This is a genomic window from Streptomyces sp. NBC_00299, assembly GCF_036173045.1.
Lineage (GTDB): Bacteria > Actinomycetota > Actinomycetes > Streptomycetales > Streptomycetaceae > Streptomyces > Streptomyces machairae.
Genome location: NZ_CP108039.1, coordinates 899151 through 918336, shown reverse-complemented (window position 1 = coordinate 918336; position 19186 = coordinate 899151). Strand labels below are relative to the sequence as shown.

Here is a 19186-nt window from a genome sequence, read left to right as displayed (position 1 = left end):
GTCGCTTCGCCGAGGCTCGCCCGGCGGCGTCACCAGCAGTCGGCGGTCGCCCGGGCGGGCCCGCCGTGCCCGCGCACGGGGACGGGGGCCGTCGGCATCGGCCTTGCCGGAGCGTCCACGTGGCTTCTCGCCGCGCGGGCGCTCCGGCAACCACTTGACATGGCTTCCCGAGGTCCGCCCTGGGTCCCTCACGGCAGGCGCCCGTGAACCCGGGGAAAGGACATGCGCATCAGGCCCCGTACGTCACCTTCACCTCCTTGAACCCCAGTGAGTGGAGCAGGCCTTCGAGCATGCCGGTGGTGTTGGTCTCGGCGCGGGCCGTCAGTCCGCTGTCCTTGGCCGCGTCGCCGATGTGCTTCACCGCCAGCTTCTGCACGGCCTGTTCGCTGTTCGGGTTGTCCGAGAAGAGGTCACCGAGGCGGTCGAGGAGACCGCGCTGCTTGGAGACGGCGTAGGAGCGGTCGGGGTCGAGGGACGGTTTACCGAGGGCGGCGTGCGGCAGGCGGAGCGTGGCGGACGTACGGTCGTCGTTGACCGTGACGTCGTCCTCGCCGACCTTGCCGAGGTCGACATAGGCGTCCACGGTGCCCGCGCCGACGTACAGCGTGCGGGAGCCGCGGATCGCGTCGGGCAGGAGCTTGGCGTCCTTCTCCAGATCCACGACGATCTGGAAGTTGCCGGAGGCGGCGTCGTAGCGGCTCATGTCCTGGATGGACTGGAGCAGTGCGGGACCCGAGCGGTCGTTGGTCTCGGTGCCGAACAGGTCCTTGAGGCCGGGGAGCACGCTGAACCGGATCCCGGCGAAGAAGACGACGAGCACCAGTACGAGGGCGCTCACCACCTTCGCCCAGCCGGGCATGCGCTTGTTGATGCGCTTGATGGGAGTCGTCATGTCGACGTTCCTCCTTCCCTGCCCTTCGGATACCCCCAAACCCCCAGGAGGACCGGATCGTTGGCCGATTGGCACCTCCGAGCGGGGCAGGGACGTCCACGCCCACGGGCGCGCTGCAACGTTTCTGCCGAGGTCAGTAGCATGAGTCCGCCACCCGGAATGATCATTCGAGGAGCGGATCGTGCGAGAGATCGCCGTGTTCAGCGGTAGTGCCCACCCCGAACTGGCGGCGGAGGTCTGCGCGCATCTGGGGGTGCCGCTCAGCCCCAGCCGGGTCAGCCGGTTCGCCAACGACTGCCTGGAGGTGCAGCTCCAGGCAAACTGCCGGGAACGGGACGTCTTCCTGATCCAGCCCCTGGTCCGGCCCGTCCAGGAGCACCTCGTCGAACTGCTGCTGATGTGCGACGCCGCCCGCGGCGCCTCCGCGGGCCGGATCACCGTCGTCATGCCGCACTACTCCTACGCCCGCTCCGACAAGAAGGACGCGCCCCGCATCTCCCTCGGCGGCCGGCTCGTCGCCGACCTGATGGTGTCGGCCGGCGCCGGCCGCGTCCTCGCGATGACGCTGCACTCGCCCCAGGTGCACGGCTTCTTCACCGTGCCGGTCGACCACCTGCACGCGCTGCGCGAACTCGCCGCGCACTTCCGGCAGTACGACCTCTCCCGTACGACCGTCGTGTCGCCGGACCTGGGCAACGCCAAGGAGGCCGCCGCGTTCGCGCGGATGATCGGCGCTCAGGTGGCCGCCGGTGCCAAGCAGCGGTTCGCGGACGACCGGGTCAGCATCAACTCCGTCATCGGCGAGGTGACCGGTCGGGACGTCATCGTCCTGGACGACGAGATCGCCAAGGGCAGTACGGTCCTGGAGCTCCTCGACCGGCTGCGGGAGCTGGGGCCGCGCTCGATCCGCGTGGCCTGTACGCACGGTCTGTTCGCGTCCGGCGCGCTGAAGCGGATCGGGGAGCAGCCCGACGTACTGGAGATCGTGTGCACCAACACCGTGCCGGTGCCGGCGGAGGAGCGCACCGAGAAGCTGCGGATCCTGTCCATCGCCCCGGCGCTCGCGGAGGCCGTGCGCCGCATTCACAACGGGGAGTCGGTCAGCGCCCTGTTCGACGCGCCGGGCACCGAATAGACACGTGCCCTCATAACGTGCCGGACGTGGCCTCCGGCTGGTTCAGGGCCGCGTCCAGGGTGGGATGCGGGGGCAGCAGCCGGGAGAGGCCGGTGATCCTCAGGACGCGCAGGGTGAGGGGGTGGGTGCAGACCAGGTGTAACTGCCCGCCGTGGTCGGCGGTCCGGCCGCGGGCCCGGTACAGCAGGCGCAGCCCGGAGCAGTCGAAGAACTCGACCATCCTGAGGTCGATCACGATCCGCGCGTCGGGGTGCGCCGTGACCCGGTCCAGGTACGGGGCGATCTCCACCGCGGCGGCGATGTCGATCTCGCCGCGGAACTCCAGCACCGTGTGCTCCCGGTGCCGATGGACGCGCAGATGCCGGCTGAACGGCGCAGGTTCCTGCTGCATGACGACATCGCCTCCAGCCTGCTCAGGTGCGGCGGGGATGCAGCCCGAGTGAGCGCAAATCCGGTCCCCGCACTGCAAGTTACCCTCGATTGAGCGAATCTGAGCATGTTCGATTGACATATGTCTTTGATTTGCGACAGAGGCTTCGCGTGATGTTTGGGTGTGACTACGACAGTGCGTGCCAGGCCTTGGAGAGTGCCTGGCGGAACTGCTCGGCCTGATGGGACGTGAGGTCCCGCACCATCTGCTGCTCCAGCTCGCGTACGGGCCCCGCGTGCCGCGCCAGCAGCTCACGCGCGGCGTCGGTCAGCAGGATCTGCAGCTCCCGGCGATTGTCGGGATTGCGCTCCCGGCGCACCAGCCCGCGGCCCTCCAGGGACCGCACGAGATCGGCGATCGACTGCGCGGTGACGAAGGAGTCGCGGGCGAGCTGTGCGGCCGAGAGTCCGTCGTGGCGTTCCAGGACGGTCAGTGCCGTGTACTGGAGCGCGGTGATCCCGGAGGGCTTGACCAGCTCGTCCAGGTGGGAGCGCACGACCAGCTCCACCTGCTTCACCATGTAGAGAAGCGAGGGGTGGGCCTTGGCTGCCTGGGTGTCGAGCATGACTTCAGCCTAGAGCATTGACAGGAAACCTGTCTGTAATGAGACTGCGAACAGGCAGGAATCCTGTTGGTTGAAATCTTGGCGATGAGGCTGAGGAGTGGCGATGACCACCTTCGAGATCGAACCCGGTCGGTTGTTCATCGGCGGCCAGTGGCGTGAGGCCGCCGACGGAGCGCGCGCCGAGGTGGTCGACCCGTCCCGCGGCACTGTCGTCACCACCGTCGCGGACGCCGGTGCCGCCGACGTGGACGCCGCCGTGCGCGCCGCGCGGGAGGCCTTCGACGACGGCGCCTGGTCCGGATCGAGCGGCCGCGAGCGGGGCCGGGTGCTGTACCGGGTCGCCGAGCTGATCCGGGAGAACGCCGACACCATCGCCGAGCTGGAGAGCCGTGACGTCGGCAAACCGATCACGCTCGCCCATGCCGTCGACGTCACCAACGCCGCAAACGACTACGAGTACTTCGCCGCCCTCGCCCAGTCCCTGGACGGCTCCGTCCGGGACACGCCCATGAACGCCCTCGCCTATGTCAGGCGCCGGCCGATCGGGGTGGTCGCGGCGATCACGCCGTACAACTTCCCCCTGATCCTGGCCGGTTCGAAGATCGCCCCGGCACTCGCGGCCGGTAACACGGTGGTGCACAAGCCTGCCGAGGAGACCCCGCTGAGCGCCCTGTACATGGCCGAGCTCTTCAAGCGCGCCGGTGTCCCCGACGGCGTGGTCAACGTCGTCACCGGTGGCCCCGCCGCGGGCGAGGCGCTGCTGCGGCACTCGGCAGTGGACAAGGTCGCCTTCACCGGCTCGACCGCGGTCGGCCGCAGGGTCGCCGCCCTCGCCGGTGAGTCGCTCAAGCCCGTGACCATGGAGCTCGGCGGCAACGCGGCCCACCTCGTGTTCGAGGACGCCGACCTGGAGAAGGCCGTCGGGGCGATCATCAAGGGGTTCGTCTTCAACACCGGGCAGTTCTGCATGGGCGGACCCCGGCTGCTGGTGGCCCGCCAGGTCCACAGCACACTGCTCGGTATCCTCGCCGACGCCGTGCCCGGCGTTCCGCTGGGCGATCCCCGCAAGCCCGAGACCGTCATCGGCCCGATGGCGGGGGAGCGGCATCTGCGCAAGGTCGAGGAGTACGTCGAACTGGCCCGCAAGGAAGGCGGCCGCATCGTCTGCGGCGGCGAGCGGCTCGACCTCGACGGCGGCTACTACTACAAGCCCACCGTGATCGCCGACCTGCCGAACGACTCCCGTGTGATCCAGGAGGAGATCTTCGGCCCGGTCCTCACCGTCCAGGCCTTCGACTCCGAGGACGAGGCCGTCGAGCTGGCCAACTCCACGCCGTACGGGCTGGCCTCCGGCGTCCAGACCGGCAACCTGGCCCGTGCCCACCGGGTCGCCGACCGGCTCCAGGCCGGCATCGTCTGGGTCAACGACTGGGCGATGCTCGCCCCCGCGGTCCCCTTCGGCGGGGTCAAGGACTCCGGATTCGGCCGCGAGTACGGGACCGAGGCGCTCGACGCCTACACCACGACCAAGTCCGTCGTCGTCTCGCTCGACTGAGCGCCCCCGCCAAGGAGTTCGTACGATGTCCATCCCCACCCGTGCCGCCGTCGTCGAGTCCGGCGGAGCGCCCTTCACCCTCTCCGACGTCCAGCTCGACGAGCCCGGACCGCACGAGGCAGTGGTCCGTATGGTGGCGACCGGCCTGTGTCACACGGACCTCGGTGTGGCGAGCGGCGGACTGCCCTTCCCGCTCCCCGGCGTCCTCGGACATGAGGGCGCGGGCGTCGTCGAGGCCGTCGGCCCGGCGGTGACCGGCGTCGCGCCGGGCGACCACGTCGTGCTGTCCTTCACCTCGTGCGGTGACTGCCGCAACTGCCGTGGCGGCCACCCCGCGTACTGCGCGACCTGGCTGCCGCTGAACCTCATCGGCGGCCGACGGGCCGACGGCACCGGCACGATCAGCCGGGGCGGGGAGGAACTGGGCGGCCACTTCTTCGGCCAGTCCTCCTTCGCCGAGCGGGCGTTGGTGGACGAACGCAGCCTGGTGAAGGTCGACCCGGAGGTGCCGCTGGCCTCGATCGCTCCGCTCGGCTGCGGTGTGCAGACCGGAGTCGGCGCCGTATGGAATGTGCTGAAGCCGGTCACCGGCAGCACCGTCGTCGTCCTCGGCGCGGGAGCCGTCGGTCTCTCGGCGGTCATGGCCGCCGCCCTGACCCCCGCCACTCATGTCGTCGCCGTCGACCGGGTCGACGAACGCCTTTCGCTGGCCAGGGAGTTGGGCGCCACCCACACCGTCAACGCGACCGAGGCCGATCTCGGCGAGGCGCTCGCCGAGATCACCGGCGGCCAGGGCGCCGACGGAGTCGTGGAGACCACCGGCAACGTCGGCGTCCTGCGCCAGGGCGTCGACGCGCTCGCCGCCCGCGGCACCCTGGTCGTCGTGGGCGCCCCGCCCTTCGGCACCGAAGTCGCCCTGGACGTCAACGGACTGCTCGGCGGCAAGCAGATCGTCGGCCTCACCCTCGGCGACGCCGAGACGCAGACCTTCATCCCCGCCCTGGTCCGGCTCGTGAAGGAAGGCCGACTCCCGTTGCACCGCCTGATCAGCACCTATCCGTTCGCGGACATCGACCAGGCGGTGCGGGACATGGGCGCGGGCAAGGCGATCAAGCCCGTGCTGACGTTCTGACCCGTCCGACCGATTCGACCGGGAGCCGACCGAGTCGGGAGGGGCCGCCGATCCGAATCAGTCGACCGTCAGGACCAGCTTCCCCGCGGTCCGGCCGGTGTCGCCCAGCGCATGCGCCTCGGCGGCATCGGCCAGCGGGAACGTGCCGGCGATCTCGGCGCGCAGCTGGCCCTTCTCGACCAGGTCGGCGATCGCCCGCAGGTCGGCGCGGTCGGAGTCCACGAGCATCCGCAGCGCCCGGACGCCGAGCCGCTCGGCCTCCTCGTAGAAGTCGTCCGAACCGACCGGAAGGATCGAGACCACGACGCCGCCCGGGCGCAGCACGCCCAGCGAGCGCACGGACGTCTCACCGCCCAGGGTGTCCAGGACGACATCCACGTCCTTCACGGCTTCGGCGAAGTCGGTCTCCCGGTAGTCGATCACCTCGTCCGCGCCCAGGCCCCGCAGGAACTCGTGCTTGCCCGCGCTCGCCGTGCCGATCACATGCGCGCCGCGCGCCTTGGCGATCTGCACGGCCACGTGCCCGACCCCGCCTGCGGCCGCGTGGATCAGTACCCGCTGCCCCGGCTGCACGTCCGCGTACTCGACCAGGGCCTGCCAGGCCGTGAGGGAGACCAGCGGCAGCGCGCCCGCCTGGATGTGGTCGACCGAGACCGGCTTGTGCGCGAAGACGCGCGCCGGTGCGGTGACGTACTCGGCGTGCGAGCCATGGCCGAACGGGTAGGACAGCATGCCGAAGACCTCGTCGCCGGGCTGGAACCGGACGACGCCGATGCCGACCGCCTCGACCACACCCGAGACGTCCCAGCCCAGGACGAAGGGCGGCTCGCCCAGGAATCCGCCGTTGTCGCGGTGCTTCCAGTCGGTCGGGTTGAGGCCGGCCGCGCGTACCCGGACGAGTACCTCGTTGGGGCGGGGGGCCGGGCGCTGAACTTCCACTTCCTTGAGGACCTCGGGACCGCCGAGAACGTCCTGGCTGATGGCTCGCATCGTGTTCACATTGCTCATGGTGAACCAGCCTGCCGGGATCCGCCGCCCCGGGAAATGGCACGATTGCCAACCTTCGATAGGATCGTGCCATGCGCGATGAGCAGTCCGGTGAGCAGTTCGGTGAGTGGTGTGAGGGCGAGCGACGCGGCGACGGCCGGGTGGAGCGCGTCGTGGTGCTGGCCCTGGACGGCGTCTACCCCTTCGAGCTGGGCATCCCCAGCCGGATCTTCGGCGCGGCCGACGGCCGGTACGAGGTTCTGACCTGCAGCGTCGACGGCGGACCGGTGCACAGCAATGCCGACTTCACGATCGGCGTGCAGCACGGCCCGGAGATTCTGGCCACCGCCGACACCGTAGTGGTCGCCTCCGTGGCCGTCCCCTACATCCCCTTGGAGCTGCCCGCCGAGGTCGCCGGCGCGCTCGCGCGGATCCGCCCGGACGCACGCATCGTGTCCATCTGCACCGCAGCCTTCGTCCTCGCCGCGGCGGGCCTCCTGGACGGCCGCAGGGCCACCACGCACTGGCAGGTGACCGAGCCGTTCCGGCGCCGCTACCCGCACGTCGACCTCGACCCGGACGTCCTCTTCGTCCACGACGGCAGGATCCTCACCTCGGCGGGCGCCGCCTCCGGCGTCGACGTCTGCCTGCACATCGTCCGCACCGACCACGGCAGCGAGCTGGCCAACGCGGTCGCCCGGCGCTGTGTCGTGCCTCCCTTCCGGGACGGTGGCCAGGCCCAGTACATCGAGCAGCCCGTTCCGCAGAGCGGAGCGGCGAGCACCGCGGACACCCGCGTCTGGGCCCTGGAGCGCCTCGACGAACCCCTCACTCTGGCCGACCTCGCCGGCCACGCCCGGATGAGCCTGCGCACCTTCGCGCGCCGCTTCAACGACGAGGTCGGCATGAGTCCCGGCCGCTGGCTGATCCAGCAGCGCGTCGCCCGCGCCCGGCATCTGCTGGAGTCCAGCGACCTCTCGGTGGACCGGATCGCCGGCCAGGTCGGCTTCGCCACGGGCGCCTCGCTGCGCCAGCATCTGCACGCCGCGATCGGGGTGTCCCCGCAGGCGTATCGCCGTACGTTCCAGACGGCCGCCGCCCGATAGCCGCCCCGCAATCCCCGCAGTCCGTCCGCCCCGGCGCGGTGACCGATTTGGTCAACTGTGCTGGTCAGTAAAGGCATTTGTCGACGCTCGTTCGCTTGGCTGACAGTGACGGAATACTCACGTCCGCCAACCTTCGTGGTTGATCCTTTCGTGTTCAAACCCGATAAGCTCCCGTTCGGCACTGCGAGTTGACCCGGTCGCGATCGGTCAGCTTGCGGTGCGTACTCATGAGTGCGATCGCCCAGCACACCCCCAATGTTCGATCGTCGCCTCGAAGGATGCAGATGGAACTCGCCACTCCGCCCCCGGCGGCGCGGCCCCCTGTCGCCTGGTACAGCTGGTGGCTGATGCCACTGGCTTTAGGAGGTGGGACCGTTGCCGCCACGTTCATGAGCTCGGAGCGAATAACCGCCGGCATCGCCGGTGTCGCCGCCACCACCGCCAGCGCCGTGTGTGTACGACTCCTGCTGCGCACCCGGACCCAACTGCGCCGGTCCGAGGGCGACTTCCGCACCTCGCAGGCCGAGCACTCCCAGCAGTGGCAGCAGCATGTCGCGGGCCTGGAGCGGAAGTACAGCGCCGAACGCGGTGCCCTGGAGAACCGGCTCGCCGAGCAGTCCGGCGCCTATGAGGCGCAACTGGCCGAGCAGGCCCGCTCCTACGAGGAGCGCCTGGCCCAGGAGAGCACCTCCTACGAGGAGCGGATCGCCGCCCAGGCCAAGTCCTATGAGGCCCAGCTCGCCGACCAGGCCGAGGTCTGGCAGGAGCAACTGGCCCACCAGCTCGCCGCAGTCGTCCGGCTCGCCGACGAGCAGCTGCCCGAGGCACTGCGCCAGCTGCGCGAGGGCGAGTCCATCGACGACGTCCTGCCGAGCGTCAACCAGTGCGCGAAGGTCAGCGCCGAGCTGCAGACAAACCTGCGCAAGGTCCTGCGCACGTCGCTGGTCGGCGTCGAGGAGGAGTTCAACCGCTCGACCGCCGCTGAGCACGCCGTGGTCGGCATCGGCAGCCGCATCCACGTCCTGACCAGCAAGCTCCGCGGCCGTCTGCACGACCTCCAGGGCGAGCACGGCCGGCTGCCCGCCGTCGCCCGGGGCCTGATGGAGCTCGACCAGGCGATCGGCCCCGCCGACTGTCTCGCCGCCAGCGTCACCGTCCTCGGCGGCTCCGACCGGCCCGGCAGGCAGTGGCAGGAGCCGCAGCGCCTGCTCAGCGTGGTCCGCGGCGGCATCGGCCGGATCAAGGACTTCCACCGGATCGACGTACGCCACCTGCCCGAACTCGGTGTCGACGGCGGCATGGTGGACCACCTCACGCTGATCTTCGCCCACCTCCTGGACAACGCCGCCCGCTACTCGCCGCCCACCGAGCCGGTCGTCGTCTCCGGCAAGGAGGTCCCGAACGGCGTCGGCATCGAGATCCAGGACTCCGGGAAGGGGCTGAGCGAGGAGAAGAAGCGCGAGGCCGAGCACGCTCTCGCGGGCACCGCGCAGGGCGCGGGCCTCGGCGGCATCTCGGAGGACGCGAACATCGGTCTGCGCGTCGTCGGCATCCTCGCCCGCCGGTACGGCATCCGCGTCACCTTCGCGGACTCGCCGTGGCTAGGCACCTCGGTGGTGGTCGTCGTCCCGCACAAGTACTTCAGCCCGCTGCCCGCGGCCGCCTCCGCCACCCCGGCGGCGCCCGCCCCGACGGCACCGGCCGTCGCCTTCGCACCGGCCCGCGAGCCGGCCGTCGTCAAAACGGCCCCGGCCGACTTCGGCGGCGCCGTGGACACCACGCCCGGCGGCCTGCCCCGCCGGCGCAGCAAGCGGAACGAGGAGGCCCGCCACGAGCCGGCCGGACGTCCGGAGCGGGACGACGACACGACCTCCGTCGTCGCCGTGCCGCCCGACGCGTCCTTCGCAGGCCTGGCCGCCTTCGCCACCGCGGGCCGCGAGCCCGGCGAGGAAGACGGACCGGCCGACGGCCGCGAGTCCACCGAGCCGCACAGCACTGAAGGAAGCGACTAGTCCCCATGACGCAACAGGGAACCGACGTGAGCTGGGCGCTCCGCGACCTGGTGGAGAGCATCCAGGAGATCAACTTCGCCCTGGTGGCCTCCAGCGACGGCAAGGCCATCACCTCCTACGGCGCCGAGGACCCCGACGACGTGGACCGCTTCGCGGCCGTCGTGGCCGGGCTGCAGGCACTGGCCCAGCCGGTCGCCGAGCAGTTCCCCAAGTACGCGGGGCAGCTCAGGCTGGCGATGATCGAGGTCGACGGCGGCCACCTCTTCGTCGTCCGGGCCGGGGTGGAGACCTATCTCGGCGTCCTGGCCCGGGAAGGCCTCGACCAGGGCCTGCTCGGCCATCAGATGAGGGACCTGGCGCGCAGGATGGGCGAACTGCTCGGCACCACTCCGCGCCAGGAGGAGCACTCTGGATGAGTGCTCCCCGCCGGCCCACGAACCCGTCCGGTCTCGAGCGTTACTACGTCCTCACCCGGGGCCGTAGCGGACCGGGCGGTTCGGCGTCGAGCCTCGACGTGGCGACCCTCATCGTCTCCCGTACCGCCCCCGCACCGGGGTTGCAGCACGAGCACGAGGAGATCCTCCGGCGCTGCCGCGATCCGCTGTCGGTGGCCGAACTCGGCGCCCATCTCGGATTGCCCTTCAACATTCTCGCGGTGCTGTTGACGGATCTGCTGGAGGCAGGCCACGTCGAAGCCCGTGACCCCATATCGGCACACCAAGCCGGCCGCGGGCCCGACCTCGCGCTCCTTGAGGAGGTACTCAGTGGACTTGAAAGGCTTTGACCAGCCGGGCGGGCCCGGTGCCGGGGGCACCCGCTCGGTGAAGGTGATGATCGCCGGCGGCTTCGGCACCGGGAAGACCACCATGGTCCGGTCGGTCAGCGATATCAAGCCGCTCACCACCGAGGAGACGCTCACCCAGGCAAGTGCCGACGTCGACCACCTCATCGGCGTCGCCGACAAGACGGAGACCACCGTCAGCCTGGACTTCGGCAAGATCGGTCTCAACGACAGCCTGACGCTGTACCTGTTCGGCACGCCCGGACAGGAGCGGTTCTGGTTTCTGTGGAACGGGCTGTTCAAGGGCGCGCTAGGCGCGGTCGTCCTGGTCGACACCCGCCGGCTCGCCTCCAGCTTCCGGGCGATCGAGGAGATGGAGCGGCAGGACGTGCCGTTCGTCGTCGCGCTGAACGTCTTCCCCGACTCCAAGGACTATCCGGTCGAGGAGATCAGGGACGCCCTCGACATCTCCCCGCACACCCCTGTGGTGGCCTGCGACGCCCGCGACCGGGCCTCCAGCCGTGACGTCCTGGTCGCCCTGATACGTCACTTGAAGGAACGCTCCGCCGTCGCCTTGGAGTCCCGATGAACGCCCAGCCCTTAAACGATCCCGATGCGCCCCGTGGTTGCCCTGTCGCGCATGGCGAGGGCATCACTCGGCTCTACGGGCCCGGCGTGGCGACCGACCCGCACGGTGTCTATGCGCAGCTGCGCAAGGAGTACGGTGCCGTCGCACCGGTCCTGCTCGACGGTGACGTGCCCGCCTGGCTGGTGCTCGGCTACCGGGAGAACCGCAGAGTGCTGGACAACCCCCTCCAGTTCGCCCGGGATTCACGGATCTGGCGGGACTGGAAGGAGGGCCGGGTCGACGCCACCTCGCCGTTGATCCAGGTGCTGGGCTGGCGTCCCGACGCCGTCTCCCAGGACGGCGAGCCGCACCGCAGACTACGGGCGGCGGTGACTGACAACCTGCAGGCCATGACGGGCCGCGGCATCCGCCGTCATGTGGCCCACTACGCCAACAAGTTGATCGACGCCTTCGCCGACGAGGGCCGTGCCGACCTGGTGGCCGACTTCGCCGAGTATCTGTCGATGCTGGTGCTGTGCCGGGTTTTCGGGCTCGCGGAGAAGGAGAGCCGTAATCTCGCGGAGTCCTGCAAACTGGTCCTCAACGGAGGCGCGGAGGCGCTCGAACACAACGAGCGCGTCATGACCATCCTCGGTGACCTCGCCGCCCGCAAGCGTGCGGAACCGGCCTCCGACTTCACCACCGGGCTCATCGACCACCACGCCGGCCTGGACGAGGACGAGATCGTCAGCCACCTGCGTCTGGTGCTCATCACGGCCCACAACATGACCAGCAATCTGCTGGCGCGGGTCCTGCAGCTGGTCCTGACCGACGAGTCCCGGTTGTCCGGGCTGGTCAGCGGTCAGCTGAGCGTCTCCGCGGTCGTGGAGGAGGTGATGTGGAACTTCCCGCCGCTGGTCGTGCTGCCGGGACGTTTCGCGACCGCCGACCTCGAACTCGGCGGCTGCCAGATCAAGGAGGGCGATCTGCTGGTCCTGGGCCTGGCGGCCGGCAACACCGATCCCGAGATCCGGCCGGACGCCGGGGTCTCCGTCCAGGGCAACCAGTCCCACCTGGCGTTCAGCGCCGGACCGCACGAGTGCCCAGGACAGAACACCGGCCATTCCATCATCGAGGGTGCCGTGGACGTCCTGCTGCACCGGTTGCCGGGCCTGCGTCTGGCTGTACCGGCTGAGGAGCTCAGCTCGACGGCGTCCACCTGGGAGTCCCGACTGGACACCCTGCCGGTCGAGTTCCTCGTCTAGCGGTTCACGAGCGAGCCGTCCGACCGGTTTGCCCCGGCCGGACGGCTCCGTCGTTCTCCACGCCCGGCTTGCCTATACGGCGAGGAGGTCGTCCACCGACCCCCGCCCCGACCGCTCCGCGGCGACGGCGGGCCCGTCCTTCGCCGCGTTGTAGCGGCCCGAGACCAATGCCCACTCGTAATTGCCGTTGATCCAGTGCTGGATGGCCTCCACGCCCATCCGCACCTCGTCGCGCGCCTTGGCGTCCAAGTCGAGTTCGTCGCACATCTGCGGGACGCTCGCCTCCAGCTCGAGGTACTCGTCGAGGCACGCGACCGTCATCCGGTACGCCTCGTCGGCCGCCTCCTCCCACGAGCAGCGCCGCTCCCGGTGCAGCACGGCTATCAGGTTGTGGCCGTCGCCCCTGCGCTTCTCGCGTTCGAAGGAGTGGATGTCGTTCATGAAGCCGATGGTGTCCGCGGCGAGATCCCGCATCCGTTCCATCAGCGGATGCGCCATCACCTGTGCCGGCACCACGAACCGGCGGCTGCGCTCGCCCGCGTCGATGCTGTGGTGGATGCCGACCGTACGGCGCCGGAAGATCGCGTACTCGTCGAGTCCCAGCGTCCCCTCCAGGCCGCGGGCCGCCAGGTCGACCTCCTCGCAGTGCGCCACGAGGAACCGGCCCCAGGAGGCGGCGAATCGCGTCTGCCATGTCAGGGGCATGCCATCCGAAAGGCGGCTCCAGACCTCGGCCCAGGCCAGGGTGATCGGGCAGACCACACGGGGCCGGGTGCCTGCGGGGCGCAGCGGCGTGACGATCAGCTCGCGCGCGACCTCGGCTATGCGCTCGGCGCGGTCCGGCTGGTTCGCGTCGAACTGGTCGTCGAAGAGGAAGGCGAGGGAGAACCAGTTCATCAGGACGACCATGTCGTCCGCCGAGGCGTGCGGGTAGGTGCGGGCGGCGGCAAGCGGCAGGTCCCACGACCTGTACTCCTCGAACCCGGCGTGGCTGCGCACCAGGCCCATGTCCCAGATCCAGCGCAGGTGGCGTGCCCGGGCGTACTCCAGATGTTCGCTGACCGGGGTGTCGAAGGGGAGGTCGAACCTGACGTCCTGAGGCATGTGCTTCCTTTCGGGAGACGGACCGCAGAGTCCCCCCGCCCCTGCGAACGGGCGGTCACCTCGACCGCCCGCGCACTCGAACTAGGCTTCGTAATGCGAAAGTTGAACCGATAAACGCTACGAGGCTGCCCAGATCGTAAATGATCTACGCGTGACCCGGCCGTGATGTCCGTTACTGCTCACGCCTCATGAGCTGCGTATACTCGCGCGCCCCCCACAAACGTCATCGCGACCCGCGTATGCGCGGTCGCCTCAGCCGCCCCGTCGAACGGATCGCGGTCCAGGACCACGAGATCCGCGAGCGCACCGGCGCGTACCTCGCCCGTGTCGTCCAGGTGGTTCACATACGCCGAGCCCGCCGTGTAAGCGGTCAACGCCTCGGCGAGTCCGATGCGTTCGCCGGGCAGGAACACCGGCGTGTCGCCGTGGCCCGGTGTCACCTCCGGCGCCACGCGGTTGACGGCGACATGGATCCCCTGGAGCGGATCGGGGCTGCTCACCGGCCAGTCGCTGCCTGCCGCGAGCCTGGCGCCGGAGCGCAGCAGAGCGCCGAACGGGTACTGCCACGCGGCGCGTTCGGCCCCGAGGAACGGAATCGTCAGCTCGTCCATCTGCGGTTCGTGCGCGGCCCACAGCGGCTGGATGTTCGCCGTGGCCCCGAGCCGGGCGAAGCGCGGCACGTCGGTCGGCTGGACGACCTGGAGATGAGCCAGGTGGGGCCGCGTGTCGCTCGGCCCGTTCGCAGCCCGCGCCGCCTCGATCGCGTCCAGCGCGTCGCGTACGGCCCGGTCGCCCAGGGCGTGGAAGTGGCACTGGAAGCCCAGCACGTCCAACTCGGTGACGTACTTGGGCAGCTGCCCCGCGTCGATGAAGCTGGTGCCCCGATTGGCAGTCGAGCAGCCGCACTTGTCGAGGTAGGGCTCAAGCAGCGCCGCCGTCCCGGTCTCGGCGACGCCGTCCAGCATCAGCTTGATGCTCCCCGCGCGGAAGCGGCCATGGCTCAACGCCGCCCGCTTCTCGACCAGTTCGGGGATCTGCTCGGAGCCACGCTCGCGGTCCCACCACAGCGCCCCGACGACCCGGGCGGTGAGCGAGCCGTCCCGCGCGGCCGTCAGATACGCCTGTGACGGGTCGTCCATGCCGAGGAAGTCCCCGACCAGCGCGTCCTGCCAGGCCGTGATGCCGAGCGCGTGCAGATGCCGCTGGGCGTGCAGGAGCGCCGCCACCCGGTCGGCCGGTGTGGCGGGCGGTGTGAGCCGCCCCACCAGCTGCATCGCACCCTCCTGGAGCGTGCCGCTCGGCTCGCCGGAGCCGTCCCGGTCGATCCGTCCGTCGGCAGGGTCGGGCGTGTCGCGAGTGATGCCCGCGAGCGCGAGGGCGCGGCTGTTGACCCAGGCGCCGTGATGGTCACGGTTGGGCAGATAGACCGGCCGGTCGGGCGCCACCGCATCCAGCAGCTCCTTCGTCGGCGTACCACCTTCGAACGCCTCCATCGACCAGCCGCCGCCGGTGATCCACTCCCGCTCGGGATGCGTGTCCGCATACGCGCGCACCGCGGCGAGGGTCTCGTCCGCCGTTTTCGCCCCGGTCAGGTCGCACTGGGTCAGCTCCAGCCCCGCCGGCACCGGATGCACGTGCGCGTCCTGGAACCCGGGGAGCAGCAGCCGGCCGGCGAGGTCCACCACCTCGGTCCGCGGCCCGGCGAGATCGTGCACCTCCTCGCGCCCTACAGCAGTGATGCGGTCGCCGGTGACGGCCACAGCGGTCGCGGTGCGGCCCTCGGGCGTGAGGACGGGGCCGCCGGTGAAGAGGAGATCTGCGTGCATGGTCCAGCTTCCTGGTAGGGGGTTATCGGGAGGAGGTGGCGATGAGCTGGGGCGCGTCGGCGTCGGTGCCCTTGCCGGTGCGGAAGTACGGCGACTTGCGCACCCACTTCGCCCAGGCGGCGGCCACGAAACCGGACGCGATCATCGCCAGGGGAGTGGCAAGCAGGAACCAGCCGTTGTCCGCGCTGACTTCGAAGTGGTCGGCGGAGGTGTAGAACGACCAGCCGAGGTAGCCGCCGAGGCCGAGCAGGGCCGCGGCGCTGAGCGAGGGGAGCACGACCGCCCGTATGCCCTCGCGCCAGTCCTCGCGCAGCAGGGAGCGGAAGCGCACGGCCGCGGCGATGGCCGTGAGGGCGTAGGACAGGGCGACCACGATGCCCACGGCGCTCACCGTCGCCATGATCATGTCGGCGAGCCGGGGGATGACCAGCGCCAGTCCCGCGACCACCGCCGCGAGCGCGCCGATGAGCACCGTCCCGGCGGCCGGCGTGCCGTACCGCGGGCTGACCTTGGACCACACCGGCCCGAGCGTACGGTCCCGGCTCATCGCGAACATCGCCCGGGCCGTGGGAATCACCCCGGCCTGCAGGGAGGCGACCGCCGAGAACATCAGGGCGATCAGCGGCAGCGCCGCCCACGGCTGGGACGCCAGCCGGTCGCCGAAGAAGGCCAGGCCCTCGGCGCCGTGGCCCACCAACTCCTCCTCGGAAAGGACGCGTTGGAAGGCGATCGAGCCCAGCAGGAACATACCCAGCATGGTGAACAGGGTGATGATCCCGGCCCGGGACGCGTCGCGCGGATCGCGGACCTCCTCGTTGACGCTGAACGCCGACTCGAAGCCCCAGTAGCAGAACACCGACAGCAGCAGCCCCTGCGCGAGTGCCGTCGCGGAGGGGATCGCGAACGGGTCGAACCAGCTCAGGCTGAAGTCGTGCGGGCCGGTGACGATGCCGTATCCGCAAAAGCCCAGCAGGACCACGTACTCGAAGACCAGCAGCCCGGCCTGGAGGCGTGCGGCGCTGCGGATGCCGGTCACGGCGGTCAGCGTGACCGCCACCAGGACCAGGATGCCGACCGCCGTCGTCTGCGCGGTCGAACCCGGGTCCAGCGCGAGGCCGCCCACCCGGTGCAGCCCCGCGTCCCCGGCCAGCTGGAGCAGGGCCGAACCGGTGACCGCGGTGGTGTACGCGAGGAACGCCAGCACGGCAACGAGGTTCACCCAGCCGACCATGAAGCCCAGCCAGGGCGTGAGCGAACGGCCCACCCACACATAGCCGTTGCCCGCGTTCGGCTCGACCTTGTTGAGCCGGGAGAAGGCGCCCGCGATGCCCAGGACCGGCAGGAACGCCAGCAGCATGATCGCCGGCAGATGCAGCCCGACCACGCCGGCCGTGACGCCGAGCCCGATGCCGATGCTGGTGGTCGCGGCCGTGCTGGACGCGGCGATGGCGACGCCGTCCAGGACGCCGAGGGACTTGCGCAGCTCGGGCCGCGCGGGAGGGTCGACGCTGTAGGGGTTGTCGGACATGGCCGGTCTCCGCTCGCACCGGGGGGCCTGGGCGGCCCCGACGAGCGGACATGAAACTGTCCGGGGGGTTAACAGGTCAACGGTGTTGTCGTAAGGTCTCGCCCATCGACCCCGGCTTCACCGGCCCACGGAGGCGCCCATGACCGACCGCGTCGTCCCGCCCACCGCCCGGCAGCGAAGGCGCCCCACCAAGCAGGGCGTCGTCCTGTCCGAGGAGCTGATCGTGGAGACGGCCCTCAGGCTGATCGAGGAGCACGGCACCGACGCCCTCTCGGTACGCCGCCTCGGCCGTGCGCTCGGCGCCGACCCCAGCTCGCTGTACCGGTACTTCCGGCACACCGACGACCTGATGCTCGCCATCGCCGACGAACTCATCGGCCGTACCCTGCGCACCTGGCGCCCGACCGGCGACTGGCGCGCCGACCTGCGGGATCTCGGCCTGCGCATGCACGCGGGTGCCCTCGCCCACCCCCGGGCGGCGGTGCTCAGCTCGTACCGGGTGACCGGGCGGGCGTACGAGATCCAGGCCGTCGAGACGATCCTCGGCGTGCTGCGCGACGCGGGCTTCCCCGACGCGGAGGCGGTACGGATCTACCACGCCTTCGTCGACCAGGCCCTCGCGTACGGCGCCCTCGACTCGGCGAGCGTGGCGATGCCGAAGGCCGCACGCGAGGCGGAGCTGGCCGTCTGGCGGGCGACGTACGCGCGGCTGCCTGCCGAATCCCATCCGCACATCTCCGCCACCGCCCGCCATCTCGTGGCCGACATGCCGAACAGCTCCTATCCGGCGGCCCTGGACCTGCTGCTCATCGCCGCCGCGGCCCGACTGACGGAAATCCACGCCCGGGCGGGACGTCCGACGGCCACACTGGACCCGCACGTCAACGCCGTTCCGTGAGGAGACCGTTCGCCGATGACCCGGCCACCCGCCCGCCCCGCCAAGCAACGCAAGCAGGACACCCTGCACCGACTGGAGCACGACGAGGACGTGTGGGTAGCCACCGCCGACGCCGCCGGGGGACTGCCGTACCTCGTCCCCCTGTCCTTCCGGTGGGACGGCTCGACCCTGCTGCTCGCCACGCCGGCCAAGAGCCCGACCGGCCGGAATCTGAAAGCGACCGGCAGAACACGCCTCGGCATCGGGCCGACCCGCGACGTCGTCATGGTCGAGGGGACGGTCGAGACGATCGCCCCGGCCGAGCTGTCCGAGGAGGAGGGCGACCTCTTCGCGACCAGGACCGGCTTCGACCCGCGCCGACTCAGCACGCCCTACCTGTACTTCCGCGTCCGGCCGACCCGGGTGCAGGCCTGGCGTGAGGCCGACGAGCTGGACGGGCGGGAACTGATGCGGGACGGCGAGTGGCTGGTGGCGGACTGAAACCGCCTGGCCGGGACACCCGTTGGGGTGCAGGCGGCGGGGCAGGACGTCCCGTGCCCCGGACCCTTCGGAGGAGTCATGCCACTGGTGAAAGCGGGTTTCGTGGTGCTCGATTGTGCCGAGCCCGAGAAGCTCGCCGAGTTCTACCGGGATCTGCTGGAAGGCGAGATGACGGACGCGACCGCCAACCGCGTCGAGATCAGGGGCGCCGACGGGACCCGGCTGGCGTTCCGTCGCGACATGAACGCCACCCCGCCGAGCTGGCCGCGCCCCGAGAACTCCCTCCAGGCCCACCTGGACTTCGTGGTGGAGGACCTGGACGAGGCGGAGCGCAAAATCGTCGGGCTCGGCGGCCGTCCCGTGGAGGCGAAGGACGCGGCCGGCCTCTACGAGGAACGCGGCTACGCCGACCCCGCCGGCCACTCCTTCATGCTGCGCACGGTGGCCCCGACGGCACCGAAGCAGGGCTGACTCCCTCGGCCGGCACTGAAGGAGGGCTGACTCCCTCCGCCGGCACCGCAGCGGGGCCCAGTCCTCCCTCGGTGCCGCCCAGTCCTTAATCGGTGCCGGCGGGACCGTCAGTCCCGGCCGTCAGTCCCGGCCGCCCTTGTCGCTGACCGGCCACACGCCCGTAGAGCGCTCGATCGCCTTCGCGCCCGTGCGGTCCGCCAGGCTGCGCGCCGCCGCGAACAGGGCGCCCTGGACCGCTGCCGCGAGCAGGATCTCTCCCCAGCCGCGGTCCCGGTCCAGGGCGTCGGGTGCGTCCTCCTCGTGCCGGATGGCCATCCAGGTCTTGCGGAAGGCGAGCCCGGCCAGTGCTCCGCTCGCCCAGCCGAGGGCGAATCCGAGGGGTTTGTAGGCGAGGGGGAGCTTCATCTTCTTCTGCTTGTTGTTCTTCGCCATGCGCGTCTGCGCCTCCTTC

At 70.5% G+C, this 19186-nt stretch carries 20 protein-coding genes; 12 read left to right on the top strand and 8 right to left on the bottom strand.

The annotated features are described in order from the left end of the window. Positions 1 to 229 precede the first annotated feature (229 nt). Positions 230 to 892, bottom strand: coding sequence for a DUF4230 domain-containing protein (locus OHT51_RS04220; RefSeq protein ID WP_328877512.1), 663 nt, complete (start codon positions 890 to 892; stop codon positions 230 to 232). 181 nt (positions 893 to 1073) lie between these two features. On the opposite strand from OHT51_RS04220, the gene OHT51_RS04215 reads away from it, so the two are divergent. Continuing rightward, the gene (locus OHT51_RS04215; RefSeq protein WP_328877511.1) at positions 1074 to 2027 is read left to right on the top strand and encodes a ribose-phosphate diphosphokinase; all 954 of its coding nucleotides are present in this window, start codon (positions 1074 to 1076) and stop codon (positions 2025 to 2027) included. 10 nt (positions 2028 to 2037) lie between these two features. Here the strand turns inward: OHT51_RS04215 and OHT51_RS04210 are convergent, their stop codons facing one another. Together OHT51_RS04210 and OHT51_RS04205 are read right to left on the bottom strand one after the other, a co-directional pair. After that, positions 2038 to 2418, bottom strand: a complete 381-nt coding sequence (locus OHT51_RS04210) for an anti-sigma factor antagonist (protein WP_328877510.1) — start codon at positions 2416 to 2418, stop codon at positions 2038 to 2040. Between the two features lie 166 nt (positions 2419 to 2584). After that, positions 2585 to 3022: a MarR family winged helix-turn-helix transcriptional regulator gene (locus tag OHT51_RS04205; RefSeq protein WP_328877509.1), complete on the bottom strand. Its 438-nt coding sequence runs from the start codon at positions 3020 to 3022 to the stop codon at positions 2585 to 2587. A gap of 103 nt (positions 3023 to 3125) precedes the next feature. Between OHT51_RS04205 and OHT51_RS04200 the strand changes: the two genes are divergently transcribed. Next, positions 3126 to 4577, top strand: coding sequence for an aldehyde dehydrogenase family protein (locus OHT51_RS04200; RefSeq protein WP_328877508.1), 1452 nt, complete (start codon positions 3126 to 3128; stop codon positions 4575 to 4577). Between the two features lie 25 nt (positions 4578 to 4602). Then, positions 4603 to 5709 (top strand): NAD(P)-dependent alcohol dehydrogenase, encoded by a 1107-nt coding sequence (locus tag OHT51_RS04195; RefSeq protein ID WP_328877507.1) that lies wholly within the window; start codon positions 4603 to 4605, stop codon positions 5707 to 5709. 57 nt (positions 5710 to 5766) lie between these two features. Here OHT51_RS04195 and OHT51_RS04190 read toward each other — a convergent pair whose 3' ends face one another. After that, positions 5767 to 6717 carry an NADP-dependent oxidoreductase gene (locus OHT51_RS04190; RefSeq protein ID WP_328877506.1) on the bottom strand — a complete coding sequence of 317 codons (951 nt, stop codon included), beginning with the start codon at positions 6715 to 6717 and terminating at the stop codon, positions 5767 to 5769. Positions 6718 to 6788: 71 nt separating this feature from the next. Between OHT51_RS04190 and OHT51_RS04185 the strand changes: the two genes are divergently transcribed. The 6 genes from OHT51_RS04185 (at position 6789) to OHT51_RS04160 (ending at position 12428) form a co-directional block, all read left to right on the top strand. Further along, complete coding sequence (locus OHT51_RS04185) at positions 6789 to 7802, top strand: GlxA family transcriptional regulator (protein ID WP_328877505.1); 1014 nt, start codon at positions 6789 to 6791, stop codon at positions 7800 to 7802. A 284-nt stretch (positions 7803 to 8086) separates the two neighbouring features. After that, positions 8087 to 9814, top strand: a complete 1728-nt coding sequence (locus OHT51_RS04180; protein WP_328877504.1) for a sensor histidine kinase — start codon at positions 8087 to 8089, stop codon at positions 9812 to 9814. Positions 9815 to 9819: 5 nt separating this feature from the next. Beyond that, complete coding sequence (locus OHT51_RS04175) at positions 9820 to 10230, top strand: roadblock/LC7 domain-containing protein (protein WP_328420191.1); 411 nt, start codon at positions 9820 to 9822, stop codon at positions 10228 to 10230. Then, positions 10227 to 10598, top strand: coding sequence for a DUF742 domain-containing protein (locus OHT51_RS04170; RefSeq protein WP_328877503.1), 372 nt, complete (start codon positions 10227 to 10229; stop codon positions 10596 to 10598). The genes OHT51_RS04175 and OHT51_RS04170 overlap by 4 nt, the downstream gene beginning before the upstream one ends. Continuing rightward, on the top strand, positions 10579 to 11184 hold the full coding sequence (locus OHT51_RS04165; RefSeq protein ID WP_328877502.1) for a GTP-binding protein: 606 nt from the start codon (positions 10579 to 10581) through the stop codon (positions 11182 to 11184). The genes OHT51_RS04170 and OHT51_RS04165 overlap by 20 nt, the downstream gene beginning before the upstream one ends. Continuing rightward, positions 11181 to 12428: a cytochrome P450 gene (locus tag OHT51_RS04160; protein ID WP_328877501.1), complete on the top strand. Its 1248-nt coding sequence runs from the start codon at positions 11181 to 11183 to the stop codon at positions 12426 to 12428. Before OHT51_RS04165 ends, OHT51_RS04160 begins: the two co-directional genes overlap by 4 nt. A 72-nt stretch (positions 12429 to 12500) precedes the next feature. Here the strand turns inward: OHT51_RS04160 and OHT51_RS04155 are convergent, their stop codons facing one another. The 3 genes from OHT51_RS04155 to OHT51_RS04145 form a co-directional block, all read right to left on the bottom strand. After that, positions 12501 to 13532, bottom strand: a complete 1032-nt coding sequence (locus tag OHT51_RS04155; RefSeq protein WP_328877500.1) for a 7-epi-alpha-eudesmol synthase — start codon at positions 13530 to 13532, stop codon at positions 12501 to 12503. A 179-nt stretch (positions 13533 to 13711) separates the two neighbouring features. Next, the gene (locus OHT51_RS04150) at positions 13712 to 15358 is read right to left on the bottom strand and encodes an amidohydrolase (RefSeq protein WP_328877499.1); all 1647 of its coding nucleotides are present in this window, start codon (positions 15356 to 15358) and stop codon (positions 13712 to 13714) included. Positions 15359 to 15380: 22 nt separating this feature from the next. Next, positions 15381 to 16886 carry an APC family permease gene (locus OHT51_RS04145; RefSeq protein ID WP_328877498.1) on the bottom strand — a complete coding sequence of 502 codons (1506 nt, stop codon included), beginning with the start codon at positions 16884 to 16886 and terminating at the stop codon, positions 15381 to 15383. Positions 16887 to 17025: 139 nt separating this feature from the next. Here OHT51_RS04145 and OHT51_RS04140 point away from each other — a divergent pair, with 139 nt between their 5' ends. The 3 genes from OHT51_RS04140 (at position 17026) to OHT51_RS04130 (ending at position 18735) form a co-directional block, all read left to right on the top strand. Beyond that, positions 17026 to 17784: a TetR/AcrR family transcriptional regulator gene (locus tag OHT51_RS04140; RefSeq protein WP_328877497.1), complete on the top strand. Its 759-nt coding sequence runs from the start codon at positions 17026 to 17028 to the stop codon at positions 17782 to 17784. Positions 17785 to 17799: 15 nt separating this feature from the next. Then, positions 17800 to 18264 carry a pyridoxamine 5'-phosphate oxidase family protein gene (locus tag OHT51_RS04135; protein WP_328877496.1) on the top strand — a complete coding sequence of 155 codons (465 nt, stop codon included), beginning with the start codon at positions 17800 to 17802 and terminating at the stop codon, positions 18262 to 18264. Positions 18265 to 18342: 78 nt separating this feature from the next. Beyond that, the gene (locus OHT51_RS04130; protein ID WP_328877495.1) at positions 18343 to 18735 is read left to right on the top strand and encodes a VOC family protein; all 393 of its coding nucleotides are present in this window, start codon (positions 18343 to 18345) and stop codon (positions 18733 to 18735) included. Positions 18736 to 18855: 120 nt separating this feature from the next. On the opposite strand, the gene OHT51_RS04125 is transcribed toward OHT51_RS04130, so the two are convergent. Continuing rightward, positions 18856 to 19167 carry a DUF4235 domain-containing protein gene (locus OHT51_RS04125; RefSeq protein WP_328877494.1) on the bottom strand — a complete coding sequence of 104 codons (312 nt, stop codon included), beginning with the start codon at positions 19165 to 19167 and terminating at the stop codon, positions 18856 to 18858. Positions 19168 to 19186 lie beyond the last annotated feature (19 nt).